Annotated in this window: 8 protein-coding genes; 1 reads left to right on the forward strand and 7 read right to left on the reverse strand. The window is 61.9% G+C overall.

All coding sequences use genetic code 11. The features are described 5' to 3' along the window. Positions 1-230: 230 nt before the first annotated feature. On the reverse strand, positions 231-3,716 hold the full coding sequence (locus G365_RS0106685) for an indolepyruvate ferredoxin oxidoreductase family protein (protein ID WP_019644735.1): 3,486 nt from the start codon (positions 3,714-3,716) through the stop codon (positions 231-233). Positions 3,717-4,074: 358 nt separating this feature from the next. Between G365_RS0106685 and G365_RS0106690 the strand changes: the two genes are divergently transcribed. Further along, complete coding sequence (locus G365_RS0106690; RefSeq protein ID WP_019644736.1) at positions 4,075-4,647, forward strand: peroxidase-related enzyme; 573 nt, start codon at positions 4,075-4,077, stop codon at positions 4,645-4,647. Between the two features lie 65 nt (positions 4,648-4,712). Here the strand turns inward: G365_RS0106690 and G365_RS0106695 are convergent, their stop codons facing one another. From G365_RS0106695 to G365_RS0106720, 6 genes are all read right to left on the reverse strand, one after another. Continuing rightward, positions 4,713-5,648 carry an EipB family protein gene (locus G365_RS0106695; protein WP_169545065.1) on the reverse strand — a complete coding sequence of 312 codons (936 nt, stop codon included), beginning with the start codon at positions 5,646-5,648 and terminating at the stop codon, positions 4,713-4,715. 297 nt (positions 5,649-5,945) lie between these two features. Then, entirely contained in the window at positions 5,946-7,739 is a 1,794-nt protein-coding gene (aspS, locus tag G365_RS0106700; protein ID WP_019644738.1) for an aspartate--tRNA ligase, read from the reverse strand. A gap of 254 nt (positions 7,740-7,993) precedes the next feature. After that, positions 7,994-8,773 carry an amino acid ABC transporter ATP-binding protein gene (locus G365_RS0106705; RefSeq protein WP_019644739.1) on the reverse strand — a complete coding sequence of 260 codons (780 nt, stop codon included), beginning with the start codon at positions 8,771-8,773 and terminating at the stop codon, positions 7,994-7,996. Then, positions 8,770-9,912 carry an amino acid ABC transporter permease gene (locus G365_RS0106710; RefSeq protein WP_019644740.1) on the reverse strand — a complete coding sequence of 381 codons (1,143 nt, stop codon included), beginning with the start codon at positions 9,910-9,912 and terminating at the stop codon, positions 8,770-8,772. Before G365_RS0106710 ends, G365_RS0106705 begins: the two co-directional genes overlap by 4 nt. A 2-nt stretch (positions 9,913-9,914) precedes the next feature. Then, entirely contained in the window at positions 9,915-11,096 is a 1,182-nt protein-coding gene (locus G365_RS0106715) for an amino acid ABC transporter permease (protein WP_019644741.1), read from the reverse strand. Between the two features lie 79 nt (positions 11,097-11,175). Continuing rightward, positions 11,176-12,201, reverse strand: coding sequence for an amino acid ABC transporter substrate-binding protein (locus G365_RS0106720; protein WP_019644742.1), 1,026 nt, complete (start codon positions 12,199-12,201; stop codon positions 11,176-11,178). Between the last annotated feature and the right edge of the window lie 31 nt (positions 12,202-12,232).

Consider the following 12,232-nt stretch of genomic DNA (forward strand, 5'->3'; position numbering starts at 1 on the left):
CGGGCAAGGCCCGCAGGGTCTTTGCCGTCAACCTATGGTGAGGGATCCATCTAGGCGCCCATTAATCAGGTCAAGGAGCCCGAGGCTCCTTGTGGTGTCCGGGGCAAAGCCCCGACGGGTGGGGTCCGGGGCAAAGCCCCGAAGGGTGGGGTTCGGGGCCAAGCCCCACGGGTCAGAGAGGCAAAAGAAAACAGGGCCGGTCTTTGCAACCGGCCCTGTCTGTCAGGAGGTTATTCAGCCGCCGCTTTCAGGGTTGGCGGAGAGCGGAAGGCGGCGAGAAGCTGGGCTTCCTTGTGTTTGGCTTCCTCCACGTTTTTATCCAGTACGTGGCCGTAGCCGCGCATGGTCATCGGCAGGGCCGCCAGATCCACGGCGATGGCATGGTTGGCGGCGGACAGCGACGGCAGCAGACCGGAGATCATCGCTTCGTATTCGGCGATCAGGCGGCGCTGCATCTTGCGTTCGCCGGTGTAGCCGAAGATGTCGAAGGCGGTGCCGCGCAGGCCCTTCATCTTTGCCAGAACCTTAAACGCGGTCATCACCCAGGGGCCGAAGGTGGATTTCTTCAGGCGGCCGGTCTGCGGGTCGCGGTTGCCCAGCAGCGGCGGTGCCAGATGGAAGGTCAGCTTCAGGGTGCCTTCAAACTGCTTTTTCAGGGCGGTTTCGAAGGTGCCGTCGGTATACAGACGCGCCACTTCGTATTCGTCCTTATAAGCCAGCAGCTTGAACCATGCTTTCGCCACCGCTTCGGTCAGGGTGGTCTTGCCGGGCATCGCGGCCTGTTCAGCGCTGCGGACGGCGCTGATCAGGGCGGTGTAACGGGCGGCATAGGCGCTGTCCTGATAGGCGGTCAGGAACTCGGTGCGGCGGGCGATCATCTCGTCCACGGTTTCCGACAGGCGGTGATGGGCGGCAACCGCACCCGACACCGGCTTCAGCAGCGCATCGACCCGGGCTACATCCACGGCGGCACGGCGGCCCCACAGGAAAGCCTGACGGTTGAAGTCAACGGCGGTGCCATTCAGTTCAACCGCGCGCATCAGGGCCTCTTCCGACAGCGGCAGCAGACCTTTCTGCCAGGCGTAACCGACCAGAAACAGGTTGGCGGCAAGAGAGTCCCCAAGCAGGCCGGTGGCCAGCCGGGTGGCGTCGATGAAGTGGGCGGCGTCGCGGCCGACCGCGTCAACGATCACGTCCTCAATCTCCCGGGCCGGGAACTTGACGTCCGGCTTACGGGTGAAGTCGGCGGTCATGGTGCGGTGGCTGTTGATCACCGCGTGGGTCTTGCCCTGCTGCATCTTGCCAAGGGTGTCATAGCCCCCGGCGGTCAGGCTGTCACAGCCCAGTACCAGCCGGGCATTGCCGGCGGCGACGCGGACGGCGTGAATATCATCCGGGGTGCGGCCAATGCGCAGATGGCTGACCACCGCGCCGTTTTTCTGGGCCAGACCGGCCTGATCAAGGGCAGAAACCCCCTTGCCTTCCAGATGGGCGGCCATGCCGATCAGGGCAGAGATGGTGACGACGCCGGTACCGCCGATGCCGGTGATGACGATGTCATACGGGTCTTTGCCGATCATCGGCACGGCGGGGGCGGGCAGGGCGCCAAAGTCTGCGCCGTTTCCGGCGTTGCCACCCTGTTTACGGACCTTACCGCCTTCGACGGTGACAAACGACGGACAGAAGCCGTTGACGCAGGACAGATCTTTATTGCACGACGACTGATCAATGGCGCGCTTGCGGCCAAACTCGGTTTCCACCGGTTCGACGGCGACACAGTTGGATTTCACCCCACAGTCGCCGCAGCCTTCACAGACCAGATCGTTGACGAACACGCGCTTATCCGGGTCAACCATCTTACCGCGCTTGCGGCGGCGGCGCTTTTCGGCGGCACAGGTCTGGTCATAGATCATCACGGTCACGCCGGGGATGTCGCGCAGTTCCTTCTGCACGGCGTCCAGCTCATCGCGGTGATAGAATTTGATCCCGGCCGGGAAGCCGTAGTTGATGGGGTACTTGTTGGGCTCGTCAGAAACGACCACCACCTTGACCACGCCTTCCCCCAGCACCTGCTGCGCGATCTGCGGTACGGTCAGCGGGCCGTCATGCGGCTGGCCGCCGGTCATCGCAACGGCATCGTTGAACAGGATCTTGTAGGTGATATTGACCTTGGCGGCCACCGACTGCCGGATCGCCAGCAGGCCGGAGTGGTAATAGGTGCCATCCCCGAGATTGGCGAAAATGTGGGTTTCGTCGGTGAACGGGGCCTGACCGACCCAGGGCACGCCTTCGCCGCCCATCTGGGTGAAGGTGGCGGTGGAACGGTCCATCCACGTCACCATGTAATGGCAGCCGATGCCACCGACCGCGCGGGAGCCTTCCGGGACATTGGTCGAGGTGTTGTGCGGGCACCCGGCGCAGAAGTGCGGAATGCGCTTGGCTGCCACCTTCGGGGCTTCCAGAGAGCGTTCCTTGGCTTCCAGAAAGTCCAGCCGCTGCTGGATTGACGGGGCGGTGACAAAACGGCTCATCCGCTCGGCCAGCACACGGGCGATGCGGGCCGGGGTCAGCTCCCCGGCGGAGGGCAGGGTCCAGGTGCCCTGTTCGTCGAACTTGCCGACCACGCGGGGGCGGACATCCTCACGCCAGTTATACAGCTGTTCTTTCAGCTGGTTTTCGATGATGGCGCGCTTTTCCTCGATGACGACGATCTCTTCCAGACCTTCGGCGAAGTCGCGCACGCCCTGCCGTTCCAGTGGCCACGGCATCCCGATCTTGTACAGACGGATGCCGATACGGGCGGCCATCTCATCGTCGATCCCCAGATCGTCCAGCGCCTGCCGGACATCGAGATAGCTTTTGCCGGTGGTGACGATGCCAAGGCGGGGGTTGGGGGTGTCGATCACCACCTTGTTCAGCTTGTTGGCCCGGGCGAACGCCAGCGCCGCGTACAGCTTATGCCGCATCAGGCGCAGTTCCTGATCCAGCGGGGTGTCCGGCCAGCGGATATGCAGGCCGTCGGCGGGCATCTCGAAATCGGTGGGGATCACAAACTGGTGGCGGGCCGGATCAACATCAACATTGGCGGAGCTGTCCATCACCTCGGCCAGACACTTCAGCGCCACCCAGCAGCCGGAATAACGGCTCATGGCGGTGGCCAGCATGCCGTAATCCAGCACTTCCTGCACGTTGGCAGGGTGCAGCACCGGGATCTGCAGATCCATATAGGCGTAATCGGTCTGGTAGGCGACGGTGGACGATTTGGCGGCGTGGTCATCGCCGGAGAACAGCACCACCCCGCCGTGCTTCGACGTACCGGCCATGTTGCCGTGACGGAGCACATCGCAGGACCGGTCAACACCCGGGCCCTTGCCGTACCAGTAAGCAAACACGCCGTCGTACTTTGCACCCTTGAACAGGTTGACCTGCTGGGTGCCCCAGACGGCGGTGGCAGCCAGATCTTCGTTGATGCCCGGCTGGAATTCGATGTGGTGAGACTTAAGGTGCTTCTTGGCTTTCCACAGGGTCTGATCCAGACCCCCGATCGGGGATCCACGGTAGCCGGAGACAAACCCGGCGGTGTTCAGACCGTTGGCAAGGTCATGATCACGCTGCATCAGTGGCAGGCGGGCAAGGGCCTGAATGCCCGACAAGTAAATCCGCCCGGAGGATAGGGTGAATTTGTCTTCCAGTGTCACGTTGACATCGACGGTCATTGTAACTCTCTCCCTGATGCTGCAGCGCGCAAGATATGGTGCAGGGCAATATGATGCAGGGCCGGTGCAGCGTTGGTTCTGGGGCTGTGCAGTTTTTAAGGTCTGCTTATTTTTACAGCGCCACTATTGATCATGGGGCCGACCATACGCCCGGGCAAGAGGGCTGCCAATAGGTCAGTTTTATTGACCTACATTTCGCAGCAATATTCTTGCGTTTCCGGAAAACGTGAAACAAGCTTGCGGAAGGGGTGGGCTGTTCTGATCATTCCTTACTCAGCCCGTCTTCCGGCGCATGGCAGTGCCGCGCCGGGAGTATGGATCGCCCCGACTCCCCCTCTCGCTCCCGGAGGTTTTTCCGATGCCACAGCCCGATCACATTGTGCGTATTGATCTGCCGGATGCCCCGGCCCTGCCGGAGGATATGCAGGCTTATTTCGATAAATGCCGGGAGAAGCTGGGCATGGTGCCCAATGTATTGGCCGCTTACACCGGCAACCCGGACAAACTGCGGGTTTTTGCCCAGTTTTATAACCAGCTGATGCTGGCACCATCCGGCCTGAGCAAGCTGGAGCGGGAGCTGATCGCGGTTGCCGTCAGCTCAGCCAACCGCTGCTATTATTGTCTGGTGGCCCACGGGCAGGCAGTGCGGCAGCTGTCGGGCGACCCGCAGCTGGGGGAAATGATGGTGATGAATTACCGCGTCGCCGATCTGCCGGACCGTCAGCGTGCGATGCTGGACTTTGCCTGGAAGCTGACGGCGACACCCCATGACATCAACGACATGGACCGTGACCGCCTGCGGGATGTCGGCTTCGGCGAGCAGGATATCTTCGACATTGTCGATACGGCGGCTTTTTTCAACTACACCAACCGGATGGCGCATGGTCTGGATATGATGCCAAACGCCGAATACCACCGGATGGACCGCTGAGATCTGCCTTCTGTCCGTATTACCGGGCAATAAAAAACGCCGCCTCTTTGGGGCGGCGTTGCTGTTCAGCACTTAGGGGCAAGGGGCGATCGAAGATCCGTCAACGTGCCCCTGAGGGTGAAATCACCGAAGTCCTGCAGAATGCTTTCCGCGACGCCATTGTCATGGTAGCGCAGAGTCACTTCAAAGTCGGGGGTGCCGGAGGCATTGTCCGGGCTGAAGAAGGCCAGCACAACCGGCCAGCCGGGGGTGTTCAGCAGCAGGTTGGGCAGCGCAGAGTTGGAATCGCCGGGGAAGCGGGCCCCGATCGCGGCACTGACATTGATCGCTTCGCCGATGGCGGAACCGTCAAAGACCTTGCGGGCAAAGAAGCGTTTGCCATCCCGGGCCTGCCGGATCAGCGATTCCGTATGCGAGGTCGGGAACAGGGTGCCGGGGGACAGATCAAACACCACGGATTCCCCGCCTTCGCCTTCATCGCGGAACGTGGCGGAGCCGACGCCGTCAGGCCCGATCCGGGCATCCCCTTCGTAAGAATCAATGATATCGCCGTCGCGGTGATTGCGGACCTTAAAGCGGTAAGCGCTGCCATCCTTGGCTTCCCACGACACAAAGTCCCACACCGTGCTGGTGGCCCCGCCGGCGGTCTGCCACAGGGTCAGCTCGGTATGGGTCTCGACGGTCCAGCCGTCGCAGCTGTCGGAGAAGGAATAGCGCATAACCCCGTTGGCCCCGACAATGCCGGAGGACGGCTTGGCGCTGTTCAGGCGCATGCTGTATTCCGCCTCATGGGGGGCCAGCGGCCCGGCACTGTCGGCGGCCATGGCAGGCAGCGGTAACAGCAGCGCAGGCAGAATGATGACCAGACGTCGGGCTGCCCCCAGCAGATGGCGTTTCAGCCCCGCAAAAGGATAAGCCGACTGTTCCCCAAAGGTGGAGTTAAGGGCGACAACGCCCTGAAACTCTTCGGAAACTTTAGCGATGTTGCCAATATGGCACACGACGCCCCCCAACGAGAACACAGGATCAGCAGGCTGGATTTGGGAATTAAAATGAAGAAGATCAAGGCATTTGGGAAGCAGCATCCCGCAGTGCCGCACAGTTTCCTCTCACACTGTGGCAAAAAAGCCCCGCTTTCAGGGCATTGGGGGTCATTTGTTCGGGGCAGGCGATGAAAGGGCGCACTTTTCAGGCGGAGACAGGCCGTTAAAGCAAAACCGCCCGCGCGGATGGCGGGCGGTTTCACAACGGGAACTGTCAGGGTCAGCGCAGTTTCAGGCGCAAAGCCGGGACCGGCTTTAGCCCTTGCTGACTTCCACCTTCTTCGGCAGATCCAGCTTAATGTGCAGTTCTTTCAGCTGGCGGTCGGTCACATGGCCCGGCGCGCCCATCATCAGGTCCTGCGCCTGACCGTTCATCGGGAACAGGATCACTTCGCGGATGTTCGGCTCGTCAGCCAGCAGCATCACCATGCGGTCGATCCCCGGGGCAGCACCACCGTGCGGCGGTGCCCCGAACTTGAAGGCGTTCAGCATGCCGCCGAACTTTTCCTCGACCACTTCCGGCCCGTACCCGGCGATTTCAAACGCCTTGTACATGATTTCCGGCAGATGGTTACGGATCGCGCCGGAAGACAGCTCAATACCGTTACAGACGATATCGTACTGATAGGCCTTGATGGTCAGCGGGTCCTGATTCAGCAGCGCGTCCATGCCGCCCTGCGGCATCGAGAACGGGTTGTGGCTAAATTCCACCTGCCCGGTGTCTTCGTTCAGCTCGTACATCGGGAAATCGACGGTCCAGCAGAACTTGAAGACATTCTTTTCGCGCAGGTCGAGATCGTCGCAGACCCGCTCGCGGACCTTACCGGCAAACTTGGCGGCCTTCAGTTCCTTATCGCAGACGAACATCACGGAATCGCCGTCCTTCAGGCCGCAGGCGTCCTTGATCGCCTGCACGCGGTCGGCTTCCAGATTCTTGGCGATCGGGCCTTTCGGGCCGTCTTCGGCGAACTGGATGTAGCCCAGACCGCCCTGACCTTCTTCACGGGCCCATTCATTCAGCTTGTCATACCAGCCACGCGGACGACCGGCGGCACCCGGCGCCGGAATGGCGCGGACCACCGACCCGGCCTCGACGCCGCGGGCGAAGATACCGAACCCGGAGGCACGGAAGGCTTCGGTGACGTCGGCAATAATCAGCGGGTTGCGCAGATCCGGCTTGTCAGAGCCGTACTTGAGCATCGACTCATCATAGGGGATCCGCACGAACGGCATCGGCGAGACGGTCTTGCCGTTGGCGAATTCGGTGAACAGGCCATGCAGCACCGGCTCGATGGTCTGGAACACGTCTTCCTGAGTGACAAAGCTCATCTCAAAGTCGAGCTGGTAGAATTCACCCGGGGAGCGGTCGGCGCGGCTGTCTTCGTCGCGGAAGCAGGGGGCAATCTGGAAGTAGCGGTCGAAGCCCGCCACCATCAGCAGCTGCTTGAACTGCTGCGGTGCCTGCGGCAGCGCGTAGAAGGTGCCGGGATTCAGGCGGCTGGGCACGAGGAAGTCGCGCGCCCCTTCCGGGCTGGAGGCGGTGAGGATCGGGGTCTGGAATTCGGTGAAGCCCTGATCCAGCATCCGCTTGCGCAGGGTGGAAATGACCTGCGAGCGCAGGATCATGTTGGAATGCACCTTGTCGCGGCGCAGATCAAGGAAGCGGTAGCGCAGGCGGGTGTCTTCCCCGGCATCCTGCACCCCGGCCACCTGCAGCGGCAGCACATCGGCGCGCGATTGCACGGCAACGTCACGCACGCGTAGCTCGATCTCGCCGCTCGGCAGGTTGGGGTTGACGGTGTCAGCGGTACGGGCCACCACCTCGCCGGTGATAGTCACCACGCTTTCAACGCGGACACCTTCCAGAATCTTGAACAGATCAGAAGAGACGTCCGTCACGCACTGGGTCAGGCCGTAGTGGTCGCGCAGATCGACAAACAGCAGGTTCCCGTGGTCGCGCTTGCGGTGAACCCAGCCGGACAGCCGCACCTGCTGGCCCACATGCTCCTTGCGGAGTTCGCCACAGGTGTGGGTGCGGTAAGCGTGCATGAGGAATTCCTCTTCGGTTCCGATATGAAAAGGGCAGGGGGCCGCGCTGCGGCAGCCCGAACCGCCGAAAAACACACGGTTCGGGCCTGCTTGTCAATAGTGGTGATTGAGTGTGCCCGGCCCGGCTGCGGGACAAAAGAAAACGGCACCGGAGAAGGCCTCTCCGGTGCCGCAGTCTGTGCCGCCCTGTCTGTTCCCCCTGTCTGGCCGGAGCGTGTCCGGTCAGGGGCAGGGGGTATTTTCAGGGGGATATTTTAATGATGCTGAATGATCTGGCTGAGGAACTTCTTGGTCCGCTCTTCCTGCGGGTTGCTGAACAGTTCGTGCGGGGTGTTCTTTTCCACCACTGAGCCGTCAGCCATGAACACCACGGTATCGGCCACGGACCGGGCAAAGCCCATTTCGTGGGTCACGCAGACCATGGTCATGCCTTCCTGCGCCAGCTCGGACATCACGTCGAGCACTTCCTTGATCATTTCCGGGTCAAGGGCAGAGGTCGGTTCGTCAAACAGCATGATGTCAGGCTTCATGCACAGCGAGCGGGCAATCGCCACGCGCTGCTGCTGGCCGCCGGACAGCTGCCCCGGGTACTTGCTGGCCTGATCCGGGATCTTCACGCGGCCAAGATAGTACATGGCGGTGTCGATCGCTTCCTTGCGGGGCACCTTCTTCACCCAGGTCGGGGCGAGGATCAGGTTTTCCAGCACGGTCAGATGCGGGAACAGGTTGAAGGACTGGAACACCATGCCGACGTCACGGCGGATGGCTTCAATCGCCTTCACGTCGTTGGTCAGTTCGGTGCCGTTCACCACGATCGAACCGGCCTGATGTTCTTCCAGACGGTTGATGCAGCGGATCATGGTGGACTTGCCGGAGCCCGACGGGCCGCAGACCACAACGCGCTCACCCTTACGGATGGTCAGGTTGATGTCTTTCAGCACATGGAACTTGCCGTACCACTTGTTGACGTTGGTCAGCTTAATGACGGCTTCATCGCCCGGCTTGTGCACCTTGGCAGAGGCTTGGTCGCTCATCGGCGAACTCCCGTGTTCAGGTGGCGCTCAAGATACTGGCTGTAACGCGCCATGAAGTAGCAGAAGAGGAAGTAGATCAGGGCGGTGAAGACATAGGCTTCCACGTAATACGGGCGCCACAGCGGGTCCGTCAGGGCGGTCTTCACGGTGTTCAGCAGGTCGAACAGGCCGACGATGAACACCAGGGACGTATCCTTGAACATGGAAATGAACTGGTTCACCAGCGGCGGAATGACCAGACGGATCGCCTGCGGCAGGATGATCAGACGGGTCTTCTGCCAATAGCCGAGGCCAAGGGCGTCAGCCGCTTCGTACTGGCCGCGCGGCAGGGCCTGCAGGCCACCGCGGACGGCTTCGGCGATATAAGCGCCGGTAAACAGCACGATACCGATGAAGGCACGCAGCAGCTTGTTGATGGTCACGCCTTCCGGCAGGAACAGCGGAATCATGACCGAGGCCATGAACAGGACCGAGATCAGCGGAACGCCACGCACCAGTTCAATGTACACCACGCTGACGCTGCGGATGACCGGCAGGTCGGAGCGGCGGCCGAGCGCGGCAAGAATGCCGAGCGGGAAGGCCAGCGCAATGCCGAGTACCGACAGCATCAGGGTCAGCGGCAGGCCGCCCCACTTTTCATTCTCGACATACGGCAGGCCAAGAATGCCGCCCCACATCAGAATGCCGCTGCCGAACACCACAACAGCCCACACAACCAGCAGTCTGCGCGACCAGAAACGCGGATTGCAGCTGACAGCGACGGCAAAGATGTACAGCAGGGTGGAAACCACCGGACGCCACTGTTCCTCGTAAGGATACAGGCCGAACAGGATGAAACGGTACTTGTTCTGCACCACCGCCCAGCAGGCGCCGACGCCGTCAGCACGGCAGGCATCCGGGGTGGCGGAAGACCAGACGGAGCTGATGAAGGCCCAGTTGATCAGCGGCGGAAGGGTCTCCACCAGCAGGAACAGGGCGACCAGCGTCAGAATGGTGTTGGGAATGGACCCGAACAGGTTAGACCGGGCCCAGCCGAGCAGATCCAGCGACTTGGTCGGCGGATTGACCGGGTAAACGGTCGCAGGCTCTTCAACGTGCGACAGTGCATCTTCGGGATGCGGTTTGTATTCGGTGCTCATACTTACCGGCCTCCCCGCAGCGAGATATACCCGTTGTACCAGTTCATGAAGCCGGAGATGGTCAGCGAGACCGTCAGATAGGCCAGCATGATAATGGCAACGCCCTCAACCGCCTGACCGGTCTGGTTGATGGTGGTGTTGGCGGTGCCGACCAGATCCGGGTAGCCGATGGCAACCGCCAGCGACGAGTTCTTCACCAGATTGAGATACTGGCTGGTCAGCGGCGGGATGACGACGCGCAGGGCCTGCGGCAGCAGGATCAGACGCACCACCATGCCACGGCGCAGGCCAAGGGCGACAGCTGCTTCGGTCTGGCCCCACGGCACGGCAATGATGCCGCCGCGGACGATTTCAGCAATGAATGAGGAGGTGTAAAGGCTGAGACCCAGCAGCAGGGCCGCGAATTCCGGAGAAACCAGCGCCCCGCCGGAGAAGTTGAACCCGGTCAGGGCCGGAACGTCAAACGCGGTCGGCGCACCGCCCAGCAGCCAGCCGATGGTCGGCAGGCCGATCAGGGCGGCCAGACCGGGGATCAGCACATTCGGGCGCCTGCCGGTTTCGGCCTGCACGCGGCTGGCACGGCGGCCAAGCAGGTAAATGGCAGCCACGGCAACCAGCAGGCCGATGGCCCCCAGCGTGTGCCCGTGTTCCCAGACCGGCCACGGGAATTTGAACCCGCGGTTGGACAGGAACCAGCCTTCCGCCAGCTTGTGGGCCTGACGGGGGTTGGGCAGGGACACGGTGATCAGCGCGTACCAGAAAAACAGCTGCAGCAGCAGCGGAATGTTGCGCAGGCCTTCGACGTAGACAGTCGCCAGACGGGCGACCAGCCAGTTGGAAGACAGGCGCGAAACGCCGACGACAGTGCCGAGCACGGTGGCGATCAGCACGCCGAACACCGCAACTTTCAGGGTGTTGAGCAGGCCGACGAGGATCACGCGGCCGAACGTGTCGGCGGGGGAGTAGGGGATGACGCTCTCAGAGACGTCGAAGCCGGCTTCGCGGCTTAAGAAACCAAGGCCGGTGGCGATTTGGCGGACTTCAAGGTTATGGATGGTATTGCTGACCAGATAGCCGATCAGCCCCACGAAAAGCCCCAGAACCACGATCTGTGCAATGATGCCGCGGACACGGACATCATTCAAGAACGACGCGCCAGACCGTCCTTTTTTCGGTTCGGTCATGTCTTGCTTTCCCTCAGAAACATAACCGCCGGTCCAGAGCAAAGTCCGGAACCGGCGATCGTGTGATCAGGAGTGAGTCTTAGCGGACCGGCGGGGCGTACATCAGGCCGCCCTTGTTCCACTGCGCGTTCAGGCCACGCTCGAGCTTGAGCGGGGTCTTCGGACCGACGTTGGCTTCGAAGGTTTCGGCGTAGTTACCGACCTGCTTAATGATGTTGTAGCCCCACTTTTCGTCAAGGCCGAGGGCAGCGCCCATGCCCGGGGTGACGCCCAGCAGACGCTTCACGTTCGGGTCGGTCGCGGTCTTGGCGACGTCATCGACGTTGGCGGAGGTGACGCCGTATTCTTCACCGGAGATCATGGCGTACTGGGTCCACTTGACGATGTCGAACCACTGGTCATCGCCATGACGCACGGACGGGGCCAGCGGCTCCTTGGAGATGATTTCCGGCAGGATGATGTGGTCATCCGGGTTCGGCACGTCGTTGGCGCGGATCGAGGCCAGCTGAGAGGCATCGGAGGTGTAGGCGTCGCAACGGCCGGCGACGTAGGCGGCGTTGACTTCTTCCAGCTTCTCGATGGTGACCGCGTTCAGCTTCATGTTGTTGGCGCGGAAGTAGTCAGCCAGGTTCTGTTCGGTGGTGGTGCCGGTCTGCACGCAGACGGTGGCGCCGTTCAGTTCCTTGGCGCTCTTCACGCCGAGCTTCTTGGTGACCAGGAAGCCCTGACCGTCGTAGTAGTTCGGGGTGGTGAAGTTCAGGCCGTTCGCGGTGTCGCGGGTCAGGGTCCAGGTGGTGTTACGGGACAGGATGTCCACTTCACCGGACTGCAGGGCGGTCAGACGCTGCTGGGCGGACAGCGGAACGAACTTAACCTTCTTGTCGTCGCCGAAAACGGCGGCGGCAACGGCACGGCAGACATCAACGTCGATGCCCTTCCAGTTGCCTTTTTCGTCGGGGGCGGAGAAGCCCGCCAGGCCGGTGTGAACGCCGCAGATCACCTCACCGCGCTTCTTCACCGCGTCGAGGGTCGGGCCAGCGAAAGCGGAAGTGGCGGCAAAAGAGACGGTGGCGACGGCGGTCGCTGCCAGCAGGAAACGTTTCATTAGGTTAGCCTCCGAGCTATACGGACGTGAT

This window comes from Novispirillum itersonii subsp. itersonii ATCC 12639 (genome assembly GCF_000381985.1).
Lineage (GTDB): Bacteria > Pseudomonadota > Alphaproteobacteria > Rhodospirillales > Rhodospirillaceae > Novispirillum > Novispirillum itersonii.

Excerpts from the sequence above, each read along its gene's own strand:
- G365_RS0106705 (WP_019644739.1), bottom strand. The coding sequence starts at position 8,773 with ATGAGCGACCAAGCCTCTGCCAAGGTGCACAAGCCGGGCGATGAAGCC.
- G365_RS0106710 (WP_019644740.1), bottom strand. The coding sequence starts at position 9,912 with ATGAGCACCGAATACAAACCGCATCCCGAAGATGCACTGTCGCACGTT.
- aspS (WP_019644738.1), bottom strand. The coding sequence starts at position 7,739 with ATGCACGCTTACCGCACCCACACCTGTGGCGAACTCCGCAAGGAGCAT.
- G365_RS0106720 (WP_019644742.1), bottom strand. The coding sequence starts at position 12,201 with ATGAAACGTTTCCTGCTGGCAGCGACCGCCGTCGCCACCGTCTCTTTT.
- G365_RS0106715 (WP_019644741.1), bottom strand. The coding sequence starts at position 11,096 with ATGACCGAACCGAAAAAAGGACGGTCTGGCGCGTCGTTCTTGAATGAT.
- G365_RS0106690 (WP_019644736.1), top strand. The coding sequence starts at position 4,075 with ATGCCACAGCCCGATCACATTGTGCGTATTGATCTGCCGGATGCCCCG.
- G365_RS0106685 (WP_019644735.1), bottom strand. The coding sequence starts at position 3,716 with ATGACCGTCGATGTCAACGTGACACTGGAAGACAAATTCACCCTATCC.